Raw genomic sequence first — 15,616 nt, 5'->3', positions numbered from 1 at the left:
CACGTGGCTTCACGTTGTAGTCAATCACCCGCTTCACGCAGACCAGGGCTTTCATGCGTCGTGCTCCTGCCAATGCCATGCCGTTGATGCCAAAAGGCACCGGCTCGATCCTCGCGATGACGTGGAATGTGGGTGGTGTCCACGGTAAATTTGCAAAGGTGCAAAGCGAAACTTTGCAGTTTGGGTCTGTTGAGGAAGCGTTTGGACCGCTGGGCTGGTCAGTGTAAAAGAACGAAGATTCTAATAAAGGAGCGGATGATGCTGAGACTGTCTCGCCAACTGGATTACGGAAAGCCGGCTCCGCCCTTCGAGCTGCCGGACGTCGAAGGAAGGCTGCGGACCTTGGGCAACTTCGCCGAGAGCCCGGCGCTGCTGGTGGCCTTCATCTGCAACCATTGCCCGTTCGTGCTGCACGTGCTGGACGAATTCATCGCCTTTGCGCGGGAGTATCAGCCCAAGGGCCTGCAGGTCGTGGCGATCTCTTCGAACTGGCCGGACGACTTTCCCGAAGACGATTATCCGCACATGCAGAAGCTGGCGGCCGAGAAGGACTTTCCGTTCCCCTACCTCCATGACGAGACCCAGGATGTGGCGCTGGCCTATAACGCGATCTGCACGCCGGATTTCTTCCTCTACGATCGCGAGCGGCTGCTCTACTACGCAGGCCAGTTCGATGCGAGCAGGCCGAAGATCAACCGGCCGCCAGTGCCGGGCCTTCCGCCGCTGCGGACCGACCTGCCGGTGACGGGCGAAGACATGCGCCGCGCCGTGGATGCGCTGCTCGGCGGACAGCCGGCGCCACAGCCGCAGCACCCGAGCGCCGGCTGCAGCATCAAGTGGCGGCCGGGGAAGGACCCGTCCTGGGGCTGAGCTTGCCGGCCTAAAGGCAACAAAAAAGGGGAGCGGTTCGCCGCTCCCCTTTCTGTTTGACGGTCCTGCGCCGACTTAGAAGTCGACCGCGAGGCGGACGCCGTAAGTGCGCGGCGTGCCGAACTGCCAGTTGAACACGTCGTCGTTCGGACCTGCCGAGGTGAAGCCACCATAGGTCAGCGGGCGTTCGTTCTCGAGGTTCTTGGCGAAGGCCGTGATCGAGAAGCGCTCGTTCTCGGGCTTGTATTCAAGGCTGACGTCGGTCTGCGTGAAGGCAGTCTGCGTGCCGTCACGGTAGTTGTAGAAGTCGGTGAAGTACTTGCTCTTGAACGTGGTGTTTGCGCTGGCGCGCAGGGTGCCCGCATCCCCGAAGTCGAACGTGTGGTCGTACCCAGCGGTGATCACCCATTCCGGCGAGAAGGCCGGACGGTTGCCGGCAAAGTTCGGCTGCTCGGCTGCAACCGTGGTCGGATCGAGATCGCCGATGCCGTTGCGGCTGTTGCAGACGCTCTGCGGATTGCCAGCGGTGGGCAGGCAGTACACGTTGAACTGCGCGAACAGCTCCTTGTACTCTGCGTTCAGGTAGTTGACCGAGGCGTGGAAGCGGTCGTTGTCGCTGAGCGCGAAATCGGCCGAAGCTTCGATGCCCCAGATCTTGGCCTTGCCCGCGTTGAAGGTCTGGCCGCCGACGGTGGTGTCGAGCAGAACCGAGACTTGCAGGTCCTTGTAGTCGTAGTAGAAGCCACCGAGGTTGAACTGGTGCTGGCCCTTGTCGCCGAAGGTCTGCTTCCAGCCGAGCTCATAAGCCGTGTTGGTTTCCGGCTTGTAGTCGCCCACGGAGTCGAAGCCACCGCCCTTGAAGCCGGTCGAGACCTTGGCGAACACCAGCGTGTCGCTGTTGGGCTTATAGTTCAGGCCGGCGAGCCAGGTGATCTTGTCTTCCTTGCTGGAGAGCGGGAAGATCGTCTTGTACTTGAGATCGGCGAAGTTCTTCGAGCTGATGGCGCCATTGAACAGCAGCGGATCAGGGCCAGTCGCCCCGAACGGCGATGCATTGCGGTAAAGCGCATCGCGCGAGTTCTCGGTGTAGCGCAGGCCACCGACAGCCGTCAGCGTTTCGCCGAGCGGGACTTCGACCTGACCGAAGGCCGACTTGCTCTCGCTGGTGATGTCGCGATCGAAGTAGGACAGCGTCACGACGTTCGGGCCGAAGGTGGTGACGAAGCTGCTTTCAGCGTTGACGGTTTCCTTGAAGTAGAAGCCACCGACCTGATAGGTGATGCCATTCACTTCGCCGTTGAAGCGCAGTTCGTGGCTCTGCGTGCTGGTGCGCTGGTCCCACCCGAACGAGCGATAGGTCACCGGCAGGGTCAGGAACTGGCCCGGCGTGCCTTCGAACTTGCGGTAGCCACCGATGTACGAGATCGTCAGCGCATCGCTGACTTCGTACGCGACACGGCCACGGATGGCATAAGTGTCCTGCGACAGCTTGCCGAGGCCGAAGGCTGGCGCGGCATATTCACCACGGTTGACGCCTGCGAGCAGGTTCGTCTCGTTCGGGATGCACAGGACCTGGTTCAGCGCGGTAGCATAGAGCGGGGCGACGGCAGTGAAGCCCGACGCCGTCGAGCAGCTTGCATTGGTCGGGCGAACACCGGCAGCGTTTAGATCAGCCGATGCAAAGGCCTGAGGGGTAAATTCACGCTTGGCATATTCGCCAGCGAGATAGACCGTCAGCGCCTCGGTCGGCTCAAGCTGGACCGAGCCGCGTACGCCGTAGGACTTGTTGTCGTCAGAGCGACCGCCGGCGAAGGCCGGGTAGTTGTACCCCCCACCATTGTAGGCAGCGCGTGCCGGGTGCTTGATGTAGCCGTCATGCTCGTCATAGAAGCCGGCAACGCGGACGCCGCCGATGTCACCCAGAGGAACGGTCACGCCGCCGTCAAGACGCACGGCGTTGTAGTTGCCGTAGCTGGCCGAGGCGTTGGCGGCGAATTCCTTGCCCGGCTTGCGGGTGATGAAGTTGATGGCTCCGCCGGTGGAGTTGCGGCCGTAGAGCGTACCCTGCGGGCCGCGCAGCACTTCGACGCGATCGAGATCGAACAGCGCGATGCTGAGCGCCTGAGGGCGGTTCATGTATTCGCCGTCGATGTTCACGACGACCGAGGTGTCCTGCGATTCGTCGTTCGAGTTGGTGCCGACGCCGCGGACGGTAACCTTGATGGTGCCCTGGTCCTGGTTGAGTTGCACCGCAGGGGCGATCTTGCCGATGTCGTTCATGTTCGAGAAGCCGGCCTGCTGCAGCTGCTCGGCGTTCACCACGTTGATCGCGATTGGAACATCGTTGACGTTCTGCGCGCGGTTCTGCGCGGTCACGATGATGACGTTGGGATCTGCCTCTTCGGCCGCTTCCTGTGCATGGGCGGGCAGGGCGAAAGCCAGCGCGCAGGCGCTCGCCAAAAGGGTGCGGGTGTACAGGGTCTTGGGCATGATTTTCAGTTCCTCCCCAGGTGGCGCCACGTTGGGCGTGGCAGCGTGTTAGCAGATTAGAATCTCAAAAACTAGAACATAAATTCTATTGATGGAAATGTTCTGACACCTTGCGGCATTTTTGCCACGGAGAGCTCAAATGAGGCTCTGTGCGATCTGCTTCTGACGCCGGCCCATCATACAGTAAAATACCAAGCTTTGCCTTTGCCATAATCTGAGACTCTGGAAGGCAGATATATCCGCCGGTGCTGCAAAGCTACGCGCCATGGCTTGATACACAAAGGAAACAAATTTCATGGAAGGCCATTCATCGCGTAAATGCGATTGGGCAAAAAGAAGGCGCCGCCGATCGTCTCGGCGGCGCCCCGATGATGAAGGGTTGATGGTTCAGCTAATTCCCATCAGCTTCGCGTTGAGAGAGCGATCCGCACCTCCAGCGGCGAAATCATCAAAGGCATGCTCGGTGACCTTGATGATGTGGCGGTCGATGAAGGGTGCTCCCTCGGCCGCGCCGACCTCAGGATGCTTCAACGCGCATTCCCATTCCAGCACGGCCCAGCCGGCATAATCATTCGCGGCCATCTTGCTGAAGATGCCGGGGAAATCGACCTGTCCATCTCCCAGAGAGCGGAAGCGTCCGGGCCGATCGACCCACGACTGGTAGCCGCCATAGACACCCGAGCGCCCGTTGGGCCGGAACTCGGCGTCCTTCACATGGAAGCACTTGATGCGTTCATGGTAGATGTCGATGAAGGCCAGGTAATCGAGCTGCTGCAGCACGAAGTGGCTGGGATCGTAGAGGATGTTGGCGCGCGGATGGTTGCCGACGCGTTCGAGGAACATCTCGAACGTCACGCCGTCGTGAAGGTCCTCGCCGGGATGAATCTCGTAGGCCACGTCGACGCCGTTCTCGTCGAACACGTCGAGAATCGGCTTCCAGCGGCGGGCGAGCTCGTCGAAAGCGTCTTCGACGAGACCGGCCGGGCGCGCGGGCCAAGGATAGAAATAGGGCCAGGCAAACGCGCCTGAGAACGAGGCGTGCGCCTTCAAGCCGAGATTGGCGCTGGCCTTGGCCGCATGCTTCATCTGCTGCACGGCCCATTCCTGCCGAGCTGCGGGATTGTTGTGGACCGCTTCCGGGGCAAAGCCATCGAACTGCGCGTCAAAGGCAGGGTGCACGGCCACGAGCTGGCCCTGCAGGTGGGTCGAAAGCTCGGTGATCTCCAGCCCCTTGTCGGCGAGCATGCCCTTGATCTCGTCGCAGTAGGTCTGGCTCGTCGCAGCCTTCTCCAGATCGAACAGGCGGCCGTCCCAGCTGGGAATCTGAATGCCCTTGTACCCGAGCCCCGCCACCCAGTCGGCGATGGTCTCGAGGCTGTTGAACGGCGCGGCGTCGCCCGCAAACTGGGCAAGGAAGATGCCGGGGCCCTTGATGGTCTTCATGGCGGATTACTCCTTAGAGCTTGACCCAGCCGGCGTTGTCGCGGCTGGCGGAAACGGCAGTGTCGATGAAGATCATGCCGCGCACGCCTTCGGCGATGCCGGGCAGGAGCGGAGCGCTGTCACCGCGCACGAGGGCGGCAAAATCGCGATAGAGGTTGGCGAAGGCTTCGAGATAGCCCTCGGGGTGCCCGCCGGGCGTGCGGGTGCGCGATGCTGCATCGCCGCCCAGAACGCCAGTGCCGGAGCGGACGAGGGTGCAGGTGCCATCGAGCCGGTTGATCGTGAGAGTGTTCGGCTCTTCCTGCTTCCAGGTCACGCCACCCTTGTCGCCATAGGCGCGGATGCGCAGGCCGTTGAGTTCGCCTACCTCGATCTGGCTGGCGAGCAGCACACCTCGCGCACCGTTGTCGAAACGCAGGAGGATCGAGCAGTCATCATCGAGCAGGCGGCCGGGCACGACTGCGCCCAGATCCGCCAGCAGTTCGGTGACGCGCAGGCCGGTAACGAATTCGGCAAGCTGGAAGGCGTGTACGCCGATGTCGCCGATGCAACCGCCGAGACCGGCCTTGGCAGGATCGACGCGCCATTCGGCCTGCTTGCCAACGGCCTCGCCAGCAAGCCAGCCTTGTGGATATTCGACGACGACCTTCCGGATGGTTCCGATCTCGCCAGCGGCAATGCGGGCGCGAGCTTCGCGGACCAGCGGGTAGCCGGAGTAGGTGTAGGTCACGCCGAAGGGCTTGCCCGCGGTTTCGACGAGCGTGGCCAGTTCATGCGCTTCGGCAAGCGTAGCGGTGAGCGGCTTGTCGGTAATGACCGGATAACCCGCAGCCAATGCAGCACGGGCGGAGGGCAGGTGGTTGTGGTTGGGCGTGACGATCGAGACGAAGTCGATCCCGTCCTCCCGCGCCGCTTCGGATGCGAACATTGCGTCGAGCGTGGGATACGCGCGGGCAGGATCAATACGGTAGCTCTCACCCGCAGCAGCGCTGCGTGCGGCATCGCTCGAGAAGACGCCGGCGACGAGCTCTATCTCGCGGTCCAGTTCCGCTGCAAAGCGGTGCACTGGCCCGATGAACGCCCCTGGACCACCACCGATCATTCCCATCCTCAACCGACGCATCGATATCTCCAATTTTTAGAAAGTCTGTTCTATTTTGAAAATCCAAGGGGTCAAGCGCGAGTACGCCGATTGACCATCGCCTTTCCCGTCAAATCGTGCAACAAACCGCCCACACATTCTAGAATACGAATTTCCTTTAAGGGCGAACGGGTAAGCAATGGCACGAGGCGCAAACGGGCAGGCCGAAGAAGCGGAACTGGCAGTGGAAACGGTCAGCCGAAAGCCACAGCAGGGCCGCAGCAAGGCGTCGCTCGAGCGGATGCTGAACGCGGCGCGCGAACTCATGCTGGAGCGCGGCAGCGAGGACTTCACGCTGCAGGATGTGAACCAGAAGGGCAACGTCTCCATCGGTTCAATCTACCTGCGTTTCCAGAGCAAGGACAATCTCGTGCGCGCTGTGATCGCGCGGGCGCTCGAGGATATCGCGGCGGACGAAGAGGCGATGGTCGCCGATGTCCTGGCGCAGTCGCCCACGCTCGACGAATTCATGCCGCGCTATGTGGCGGGATATGCCGAAGTGCTACGGGTCAATGCGCCGCTGCTGCGCCTGGCGATGGAGCGGGCGACCTTCGACCCGCTCGTATCGAAGCCCGGCAAGGATCACGCCTTGCGCGCAACCCAGCGCGGCATGGACGCGATGCTGCGGTATCGCGAGACGTTTGGCGGCACGGACCACGAGACCAAGGCCAACTCGGCCTACAAGATCGTCTTCGCCACGATGGCCCGCCAACTCAGCCTCGGCTCCTCGGGCGAAGCGGCGCATGATTATGACTGGGAAGTCCTGAAGCGCGAACTCGGCCGGATGTGCCTGGCCTACCTTCGCGCTCCATGACGGGTGAGGGGCCGAAGTTCAGCCTTCGGCCAACAGCCGCTTCATGATCGCGCGGACATCGTCGGCCATGTCTGGACGTTCAAGCGCCAGCGCCAGCGTGGCCTCGACGAAGCCGGTCTTGCTGCCACAGTCGAAGCGGCGTCCGTCAAACTTCACGGCGTGGAAGGGCTGCTGGCCGATCATGCGCGCCATGGCGTCGGTCAGCTGGATTTCACCGCCCGCACCTTTCTCCTGGCTTTCGAGCGTGCGCATCACTTCCGGCTGGAGAATGTAGCGACCAGAGATGATCAGGTTCGAAGGCGCATCCTCGCGCCTCGGCTTCTCGACCAGGCCGGTCACTTCGGTGAGGGAATCCGAAACCCGATTGCCGGGCGCAATCACGCCATAGCTGGACACTTCCTCCTGCGGGACTTCGAGCACGGAGATGAGATTGCCGCCCACTTCGTTGTAGGCATCGACCATCTGCTTCATGCAGCCGCCCTTGCCGCCGGGCTCGCCGACCATCATCTCGTCAGGGAGGAAGATAGCGAATGGTTCGTTGCCGACGACCGCGCGGGCGCACCAGATGGCGTGGCCCAGACCCATCGGCACCTGCTGGCGCACGGTAACGAGATTGCCCGGCAGGATGCGGGTGGGCTCGAGCACCTCGAGCGCCTTGCCGCGATCGGACATGGTGTGTTCGAGTTCGTATGCGGTGTCGAAGTGTTCGACGATGGCGGTCTTTCCGCGGCCAGTCACGAAGATGAGCTGTTCGATTCCGGCCTCGCGTGCTTCATCCACCGCGTACTGGATCAACGGGCGGTCGATCACTGGCAGCATTTCCTTGGGGATCGCCTTGGTGGCGGGCAGAAAGCGGGTGCCAAGCCCTGCTACCGGAAAAACGGCCTTGCGGATCGGCTTTCGCGAAGTGTCGGAACTCATTTGTCAGCCAATATCCATGCTTTGTTGCATCCTCATGATGCACTGCACAATTACTAAGTGAAAATGTCAAGCACGCCTCGTCACGTTATCGTATGCCCCAAGCTTGCACCGCCCTGAAAACCGGATAAACGGCAGCGATGGACAAGATCATCATCCGTGGCGGCAAGCGCCTTTCGGGAACGGTGCCGGTCTCCGGCGCCAAGAATTCGGCCCTTACGCTGCTGCCTTGCGCGCTGCTGACCGATGAGCCGGTGACCCTGCGCAACCTGCCGCGCCTGGCAGACATCGACGGCTTCCAGCACCTGATGAACCAGTTCGGGGTTTCCACGTCGATCGCAGGCGCGCGCCCCGAGGACTTCGGCCGCGTGATGACGCTGCAGGCGACCCGCCTGACGTCGTCGGTCGCGCCCTATGATCTGGTGCGCAAGATGCGCGCGTCGATCCTCGTGCTTGGCCCGATGCTGGCCCGTGCGGGCGAGGCGACGGTTTCGCTGCCGGGGGGCTGCGCCATCGGCAACCGCCCGATCGACCTGCACCTCAAGGCGCTTGAAGCACTGGGCGCGACGATCGAACTGGCTGCCGGTTACGTCCGCGCAATTGCGCCTGACGGTGGCCTGCCCGGTGGGCGCTATTCGTTCCCCGTCGTCTCTGTCGGGGCGACCGAGAATGCGCTGATGACCGCCGTGCTGTGCAAGGGCAAGTCCACCCTGCACAATGCCGCGCGGGAGCCGGAAATCGTTGACCTGTGCAACCTGCTGGTGGCGATGGGCGCGCAGATCGAAGGCATTGGCACTTCGGACCTGACGATTCATGGCGTCGACCGCCTGCACGGCGCAACCTACATGGTCATGCCCGATCGCATCGAGGCCGGCTCCTATGCCTGCGCCGCTGCGATCACAGGAGGCGAGGTCATGCTGCAGGGCGCTCGCATAGAGGACATGGAAGCGACCGTGCAGGCGCTGCGCGATGCCGGCGTGCACGTCGAGCCGCGCAAGGGCGGGCTGTTTGTTGCAGCGGAAGGTCCGTTGAAGCCGGTTACGCTTTCGACCGCGCCGTACCCCGGCTTTGCCACCGACATGCAGGCGCAGCTCATGGCCATGCTGTGCCTGGCCAAGGGGTCGTCGGTGCTGACCGAGACGATCTTCGAGAACCGCTACATGCACGTGCCCGAGCTCAACCGCATGGGTGCGCGGATCGAAACCAAGGGCCGCACCGCCGTGGTCCATGGCGTCGACAAGCTGACCGGCGCGGAAGTGATGGCAACGGACCTGCGCGCTTCGATGAGCCTGGTCATTGCCGGTCTTGCAGCCGAGGGCGAGACGCAGGTGCACCGCCTCTACCACCTCGACCGTGGTTATGAGCGGCTTGAGGAGAAGCTCTCGCTGCTCGGCGCCGAGATTGATCGCGTCGGGGGCGACTGAGGGGCGGCGATTAATCCAGCCGGACCTTGCCGCGTCCGGCCTTTACCGCGCCCCTGATCTTCTTGCCCGCCAGCCGCTCGGTCTTGCCGACGCGGTTTAAGCGGGACTTGGCGCGCTTCTGCGGCAGGTTGCAGGCTTCGCGCAGCAGCTCAGACAGGCGCTTCCTGGCATCCTCGCGATTCTGCTCCTGCGTGCGATAGCTGCGCGCGGTCAGCACGATCTCGCCTTTCGCGGTCATCTTGCTGCCCGCCAGCGTCTTGAGGCGGTGGAAGATCTCCGGCGGCAGGCGCAGCATGAAGACGTCGAGCCGCAGTTGCACAGCGGTTGCCACCTTGTTGACGTTCTGCCCGCCCGGCCCGGCCGAGGCGATGAAGCTCTCCTCGACCAGCGTCAGCGCATGGGCGACGAGAGCATCGGGCGACATGTCAGGCCTCGGTTTCCGGTTGTTCTGCTATTGGCAGCTCGAAGGCGAAGGCAGCGAAGTCGAGCGGCATCGGTGAATAGGCGTCGATCGGCGGCTTGCCGTCGCGCTTCACCACGAGTTCCGAAGCATGGAGCATCGTGCGCCAGGCAAGCTTTCCGTCACCATAAATCGGATCGCCGACAAGCGCGTGGCCCAGCCCCGCAAGTGCGTGGATGCGGATCTGGTGGGTGCGCCCGGTTTCGGGGCGAAATTCGACCAGCGTCATGCCCGGCTTGCGCGACAGCACCTTCCAGTGCGTGACGGCGGGCTTGCCCTTCCTGGCCGGGATCATGCGCCAGCCCTTTTCGGCCGAGCTGATCTTGGACAGGGCAAGTTCGATCGTGCCGCTTTCGCCCTGCACTTCGCCGGCAACGATGCCGAGATAGACCTTCTCCACCTCGCGCGCTTCGAAGGCGGCTGAAAAGCGCTTCAGTGCCTTGGGATTGCGAGCGAGGAGCAGGCAGCCGGAGGTATCCTGATCAAGCCGGTGGACAGGTTGCGGTTCGCGCTGGAAGCCGAAGCGCAAGGCGTCGAGATGGTTCTCGAGACTGTCGCCACCGGCGCGCGGAGGATCGAGCGGCAATCCTGCCGGCTTGTCGATCACCAGCGCTTCACCGTCTTCGAACAGGATGGAAAAGTCGATCACGCTACCGCCTTTGCTATACGCCGCAGCGCTGCCTCGAGTTTTGCCTCGTCCGCCGCGAAGCTGATACGGAAGCCGTCCTTGCCGCCGAATGCCGAGGCCGGGACGACTGCCACGCCGCTTTCGAGCAGGTGGAGGCACAGTGCTTCGTCATCTCCGAAACGCGCCATCAGCGGGGTGGCATCGACCATGCAATAAAATGCGCCGTCGGGGATCGGGGTGGACAGGCCGGGTATCGCGTTGATGGCGGCGCAGACCATGTCGCGCCGCGCGCGGAAGCGTTCGCGCCAGTCCAGAAGAAACTCCTGCGGGCCTTCGAACGCGGCGACGGCAGCGGCCTGGGAGATCGAGGCGGGGTTGCCCGAAGAGTGCGACTGCAGGCGCCCCATCGCGCCGATCAGCCAGGCCGGGCCCGCCGAAACGCCAATGCGGAATCCGGTCATGGCGTGGCTCTTGGATACGCCTGAAACAGTCAGGATGCGGTCGGCAAGGTCCGGGCATTCCACCGCCAGCGTGGCATGGAGGCCCTCGCCATAGCGCAGCGGCGCATAGATATCGTCGCTCATCACCAGCACACGCGGGTGGCGGCGCAGGACTTCGCCCAGCGCGCGCAGTTCCTCGGCCGGGTAAGTCGCGCCGGTCGGGTTGCCGGGGCTGTTGAGCAGCAGCCAGCGGGTGGCGGGCGTGATCGCCGCTTCAAGCTGGGCAGCGGTGATGCGGAATCCGCCTGCTGCATCGGTCGGCAGGTCCACGACTTCGGCACCGGCAAAGCGCACGATCTCGGGATAGCTGACCCACCATGGCGACGGGACCAGCACTTCGTCGCCCGGATCGAGCGTGGCGAGCAGGGCATGGAAGATCGCCTGTTTGCCGCCTGCGCTGACGATGATCTGCGAGGGCGGAACCGCGATGCCAAGGTCGCGCTTGAAATGCAGCGCGGCGGCCTCGCGCAACCGCTGCGTGCCGACGACGGCGGTATATTTCGTGTCGCCTGCGTCGAGCGCGTCCTTGGCGGCCTCTACGACGTGTGCCGGGGTGGCGAAGTCCGGCTCGCCCACCGAGAGCGAGATCACGTCGCGGCCTTCGGCGCGAAGCTGGATGGCGCGGTCGGTGATGGCGGTGGTGCGCGATGGCGCGATGCGCGCGAGGGCTTTTGATAGCTGGGTCATGGGTTCAGGAGCCGAGCAGGCGCGCCGGGATCAACCCGCGCAGGGCGTTGCCGACGAGGAAGCCGCCTGCGAGATCGTCAAGCGTCAGGTCAGCCTCGACGGCCCGTCCGGCCTCGATCAGCGAGCGGCGTAGCACGCCCGGCAGCAGGCCGAGGTCGGCGCGCGGGGTGAGCAGCTTGCCATCGCGTTCGACGAACAGGTTGGTGAAGGTGCCCTCAGTGAGCAGGCCATCATCGCGCAGGAACAATGCCTCGCCGGCCCCGGACTTGTTCGCGGCAGCCAGGCCTGCTTCGTAGAAGCCGCGGTCGGTAGTCTTGTGGCGCAGGCGCCAGTCTCCGTCCGAAACCGGCAGCGGCAGGACTGCGCAAGTCAGGCTTTCTAGCGGCGCGGGCATGTCACTGGCATCGAGCGCATGGGCACCGCCCCTGGAGGCCACCAGCCGCACCTTGGACGGCTTGTCGAGATCGAAGCACAGCGCATGGATCGCATTGCGCACGGCGTGGCGATCGAAGCTGAAGCCCAAGGCCAGTGCGCTCGCCTTCATGCGTTCGAGGTGCAGTTCGAGCAGTTCGATGCCCTTGGCGGGATCGAAGGCCATCGTTTCGATCAGGTCGGCATGGCCGGCAGACAAGCGCAAGAAATTCCCCTTCACCACGCATTCGCGCCATTCGCCGATCATTGCGGAATCGGCAACCACGGCCGAGCCCACGCCCATCACGGCGCGACCATCGGGCGAGAGGCGCACCGTGCGGATTGCCACATTGAACGCGGCATCGCCAGAGGGGTCTATCCGTCCGATCGAACCGCAATAAGCCCCGCGCGCATCACGCTCTGCCTGGTGGATGATCTCCATGGCGCGGATCTTGGGCGCGCCGGTGATCGAGCCGCAGGGGAAGATGGCGCGCAGGAGGCTGCGCACGTCCTGGCCAGAATCCAACTCTGCCCGAACTGTCGTGACCATCTGGTGAACTGTGGGGTAACTCTCGATGGCAAACGGGGCTTCGACACGGACCGAACCGGGGCGCGAAACGCGCGACAGATCGTTGCGCATGAGATCCACGATCATCAGGTTCTCGGCGCGATCCTTAACGCTGGCCGAGAGGTCCGCCTTGAACCGCGCGTCCTCTTCCGGGGTGCTCCCTCGCGGAGCCGTGCCCTTCATCGGGCGGACGCGGGCTTCCCCGCCCGAGAGCTTGAAGAACAGTTCGGGCGAGAACGAGAGGTGCCAGTGCGACCCGTCCCAGATCACGCCGCCATAGCCTGCCCGGGCATCGCGGCGGACATCGGCATAGATCGCCAGCGGATCGCCGTCCCACGTGCCGGCGAGCGGGAAGGTGAGGTTGGCCTGGTAGATGTCTCCGGCGCGGATCGCTTCCTGCACCTGGGCAAAGGCCTTGGCATAGCCACCGGAAGAGATGGCCGCGCCCATCGGGCCGAGCCTCCCGGAGCCCGTGGCGGTTGCGGCCAGCCAGCGTTCGACGGCGGCGCTGGCCATGCGCGTGACCTTCCCGAACCGGGCGAACCACACCAGCGGGCCTGCCGCGCCGGTGCGCTCTGCCGCCAGAGGGGCAAGGCGCGGTTCGAGCGCCAGCCCGGCCTCGTAGGCAAGGTAGCCCGCCCAATCGCCCGGCGTTGCCGCAATCTGCGCCAGCGCGGCCTCGACTTCATCGGCCCGGCGCGCAACGACAAGTTCGCGCACGTCCTCATAGAGGCGCGCGTCGCTGGCGCCTTCGGTTCGGGCATCGTCGAGCAGGATGAAAGGGGCGCGGGTCATTGCTTGCGAGCGCGCTCTAGCCGTTCCCCGCTCCGGATGCAAAAACCCCTCGCAAGGGGCGCGGCTGCGTCTTAGTCTCGAGCCAAATCGATGGGGTGCTGTGCATGGACGATATCTACCTTGGCCTCGGTTCCAACGGCGAACGGCAGGTGCTGCGCCTTGGCCGCGCCAACCGCCACGGGCTGATCGCGGGGGCGACCGGCACCGGCAAGACGGTGACGCTGCAGGGCATTGCCGAACAGTTCTCGGCGCGCGGCGTACCCGTGTTCATGGCCGACGTGAAAGGCGACCTTGCGGGCATCGCCATGCCCGGAAGCCCGACCTTCAAGCACGCCGCTTCCCTCGAATCGCGGGCCAAGGAACTGGGCATCGAGGACTATGCCTATTCCGACAATCCGGCAGTGTTCTGGGACCTCTATGGCGAATCTGGCCATCCCATCCGCACGACCATCTCCGAAATGGGCCCGCTGCTGCTGGCGCGGCTGATGGGCCTCAACGAGACGCAGGAAGGCGTGCTCAACATCGCCTTCCGCTATGCCGACGACAATGGCCTGCTGCTGATCGACCTGCCCGATCTGCAATCCGTTCTCGTCGCCTGTGCCGAGAACGCCAGTGCGCTTGCCACGCGTTACGGCAATGTCTCCAAGGCCAGCGTCGGCACGATCCAGCGCCAGTTGCTGGCCTTCGAGAGCCAAGGGGCGGACCGCTTCTTCGGCGAACCCGCGTTCGAGGTGCACGATTTCCTGAAGGTGGACGAACAGGGGCGCGGCATGGTCAACGTGCTCGCCGCTGACAAGCTGATGCAGAGCCCCAAGCTCTATGCCACATTCCTGCTGTGGCTGCTGTCCGAACTGTTCGAGGCGCTGCCCGAAGTGGGCGATCCGGAAAAGCCGTGCCTGGTGTTCTTCTTCGACGAGGCGCACCTGTTGTTCGACGATGCCCCGCAGGCGCTGATGGAGAAGGTGGAGCAGGTGGTGCGCCTGATCCGCTCGAAGGGCGTGGGCGTCTATTTCGTCACGCAGAACCCGATCGACATTCCCGAGAAGATCGCGGGCCAGCTCGGCAACCGCGTGCAGCACGCCCTGCGGGCGTTCACCCCGCGTGACCAGAAGGCGATCCGCGCGGCGGCCGAGACTTTCCGCATCAACAAGGAGCTTGATGTCGAGACGGTGATTACCGAACTGAAAGTCGGCGAGGCGCTGGTCTCGACGCTGGACGATGACGGCGCGCCCTCGGTGGTGCAGCGCACGCTGATCGCCCCGCCGCGCTCGCGCCTCGGGCCGCTCAGCCCAAAGGAGCGCGCGGTGATCCAGTCGGTCAGCCCGTTCGACGGCAAGTACGACACGGCAGTGAACCGCGAATCCGCCGCCGAAGTGCTGGCGCAGAAAGCGGCTGACGCGGCAGCGGCGGCGCAGCAGGTGGAAGAGCAGGGCGAAGAGGCCCAACGCGCCTCGCCGCGCCGGACTACGACGATGTGGGAGAAGGCTGGCAAGGCGGCGGCGGGCGCCGTGGCTTCATCTGCAGGCGCAGTAATCGCCGCCAGCATCACCGGCAAGAAATCCCGCGCGGCACCGGTTGCTTCGGGCGTGACGGCGATGGTCGGCTCGATCGCCACCTCGATCGGCGGCGAGGCGCTGGGCCGCTTTGCGCGGGGGATTCTCGGAGGGTTGCTGCGTTAGGGTTCGGACTGGACGGGTAAGTCCGTGTTGGCTGAGCCAGCAGCTATCCGCCACTTTGCGGTGGAAGCAGACTTTCCGGATACGACGCCATTGCGGACTTTCGACGAAATTGTAAACTTCCGCGCATGGAGAAAACTCGCCTTCTTTCCGCAGATGAGTTTGCAGAGTGTTTTGCGGCACCAATGCGCAACGTGACAGCCGAGGCAGACTCAATCGTCGATATTTGGCCATACGTTGACAGCCTAGATTTAGATGCGGTGGGCTTGCCCAGTATCCACGATGTGCACTACGTTTACCGTGATGCGAGCGGTCGCTATGACCAAGTCTTGATTGGGACAGGTCGCTTCAACACTCTACTGGTTGTCGTCGTGGATCGAGACTTGAAGTCTATCGCAGGTCACCACGTTCTGGACCTAAATGAGCAGTTTAATGTGCGAAGAGATCACTTGCGTTCTGTCCGTTGACCACCCCAAAGCAGTCAACATGCCCCCAGCATTGAGGACCCAAAACCCGTCGTCCCGGACTTGATCCGGGACTTGGCTTTTCTTCTTCAGCGCTGGGCTGCGAAGAGAAGCCAAGCCCCGTGTCGAGCACGGGGCGACGGTTTGTTTGTTTGGCAGTTGTTTGCGCTGCCCAGCTTTTCGTCATTGCGAGCCGCCGCAGGCGGAGAAGCAATCCAGTGCGGTTTGTACCAAGCCGCAATGATCGTGGTCCATAACGCCCCTCCCCCTTGAGGGGGAGGTCGGGTGGGGGTGTGCCACAGCGAGCGTGGACGCTCGGCTTTACCT

The 15,616-nt window shown here is 63.7% G+C and carries 14 protein-coding genes; 5 read left to right on the top strand and 9 right to left on the bottom strand.

Annotated elements, in window-relative coordinates; genetic code table 11:
* Nucleotides 1-258: 258 nt before the first annotated feature.
* Nucleotides 259-870 carry a thioredoxin family protein gene (locus AX703_RS06135; protein ID WP_062343283.1) on the top strand — a complete coding sequence of 204 codons (612 nt, stop codon included), beginning with the start codon at nucleotides 259-261 and terminating at the stop codon, nucleotides 868-870.
* 75 nt (nucleotides 871-945) lie between these two features.
* Here AX703_RS06135 and AX703_RS06130 read toward each other — a convergent pair whose 3' ends face one another.
* From AX703_RS06130 to AX703_RS06120, 4 genes are all read right to left on the bottom strand, one after another.
* Nucleotides 946-3,360, bottom strand: a complete 2,415-nt coding sequence (locus tag AX703_RS06130; RefSeq protein WP_062343282.1) for a TonB-dependent receptor — start codon at nucleotides 3,358-3,360, stop codon at nucleotides 946-948.
* A 135-nt stretch (nucleotides 3,361-3,495) separates the two neighbouring features.
* Entirely contained in the window at nucleotides 3,496-3,657 is a 162-nt protein-coding gene (locus tag AX703_RS27260) for a hypothetical protein (protein ID WP_156451938.1), read from the bottom strand.
* 90 nt (nucleotides 3,658-3,747) lie between these two features.
* Nucleotides 3,748-4,803, bottom strand: a complete 1,056-nt coding sequence (locus AX703_RS06125; protein WP_062343281.1) for a sugar phosphate isomerase/epimerase — start codon at nucleotides 4,801-4,803, stop codon at nucleotides 3,748-3,750.
* 13 nt (nucleotides 4,804-4,816) lie between these two features.
* Nucleotides 4,817-5,926 carry a Gfo/Idh/MocA family protein gene (locus AX703_RS06120; RefSeq protein ID WP_062343280.1) on the bottom strand — a complete coding sequence of 370 codons (1,110 nt, stop codon included), beginning with the start codon at nucleotides 5,924-5,926 and terminating at the stop codon, nucleotides 4,817-4,819.
* A 157-nt stretch (nucleotides 5,927-6,083) separates the two neighbouring features.
* On the opposite strand from AX703_RS06120, the gene AX703_RS06115 reads away from it, so the two are divergent.
* Nucleotides 6,084-6,758 (top strand): TetR/AcrR family transcriptional regulator, encoded by a 675-nt coding sequence (locus AX703_RS06115; protein ID WP_039336348.1) that lies wholly within the window; start codon nucleotides 6,084-6,086, stop codon nucleotides 6,756-6,758.
* A gap of 18 nt (nucleotides 6,759-6,776) precedes the next feature.
* Here the strand turns inward: AX703_RS06115 and galU are convergent, their stop codons facing one another.
* Nucleotides 6,777-7,679: a UTP--glucose-1-phosphate uridylyltransferase GalU gene (galU, locus tag AX703_RS06110; RefSeq protein ID WP_039336349.1), complete on the bottom strand. Its 903-nt coding sequence runs from the start codon at nucleotides 7,677-7,679 to the stop codon at nucleotides 6,777-6,779.
* Nucleotides 7,680-7,816: 137 nt separating this feature from the next.
* Here galU and murA point away from each other — a divergent pair, with 137 nt between their 5' ends.
* Nucleotides 7,817-9,100, top strand: coding sequence for a UDP-N-acetylglucosamine 1-carboxyvinyltransferase (murA, locus tag AX703_RS06105; RefSeq protein WP_039336350.1), 1,284 nt, complete (start codon nucleotides 7,817-7,819; stop codon nucleotides 9,098-9,100).
* A gap of 10 nt (nucleotides 9,101-9,110) precedes the next feature.
* Here murA and arfB read toward each other — a convergent pair whose 3' ends face one another.
* The 4 genes from arfB to pabB are packed head-to-tail and all read right to left on the bottom strand — an operon-like array spanning nucleotide 9,111 to nucleotide 13,149.
* Nucleotides 9,111-9,524 carry an alternative ribosome rescue aminoacyl-tRNA hydrolase ArfB gene (arfB, locus tag AX703_RS06100; protein WP_039336351.1) on the bottom strand — a complete coding sequence of 138 codons (414 nt, stop codon included), beginning with the start codon at nucleotides 9,522-9,524 and terminating at the stop codon, nucleotides 9,111-9,113.
* Nucleotide 9,525: 1 nt separating this feature from the next.
* Nucleotides 9,526-10,206: an RluA family pseudouridine synthase gene (locus tag AX703_RS06095; protein WP_369820990.1), complete on the bottom strand. Its 681-nt coding sequence runs from the start codon at nucleotides 10,204-10,206 to the stop codon at nucleotides 9,526-9,528.
* Entirely contained in the window at nucleotides 10,206-11,375 is a 1,170-nt protein-coding gene (locus AX703_RS06090) for a pyridoxal phosphate-dependent aminotransferase (RefSeq protein WP_062343278.1), read from the bottom strand. Before AX703_RS06090 ends, AX703_RS06095 begins: the two co-directional genes overlap by 1 nt.
* Nucleotides 11,376-11,379: 4 nt before the next feature.
* The gene (gene pabB, locus AX703_RS06085) at nucleotides 11,380-13,149 is read right to left on the bottom strand and encodes an aminodeoxychorismate synthase component I (protein WP_062343277.1); all 1,770 of its coding nucleotides are present in this window, start codon (nucleotides 13,147-13,149) and stop codon (nucleotides 11,380-11,382) included.
* A 104-nt stretch (nucleotides 13,150-13,253) separates the two neighbouring features.
* Between pabB and AX703_RS06080 the strand changes: the two genes are divergently transcribed.
* On the top strand, nucleotides 13,254-14,828 hold the full coding sequence (locus AX703_RS06080) for a helicase HerA-like domain-containing protein (RefSeq protein ID WP_062343276.1): 1,575 nt from the start codon (nucleotides 13,254-13,256) through the stop codon (nucleotides 14,826-14,828).
* Between the two features lie 125 nt (nucleotides 14,829-14,953).
* Nucleotides 14,954-15,292, top strand: a complete 339-nt coding sequence (locus tag AX703_RS06075; protein WP_062343275.1) for a hypothetical protein — start codon at nucleotides 14,954-14,956, stop codon at nucleotides 15,290-15,292.
* Nucleotides 15,293-15,616 lie beyond the last annotated feature (324 nt).

The organism is Novosphingobium sp. CCH12-A3 (assembly GCF_001556015.1).
Taxonomy (GTDB): Bacteria; Pseudomonadota; Alphaproteobacteria; order Sphingomonadales; family Sphingomonadaceae; genus Novosphingobium; species Novosphingobium subterraneum.
This window is presented reverse-complemented; position numbering and strand designations above follow the sequence as displayed.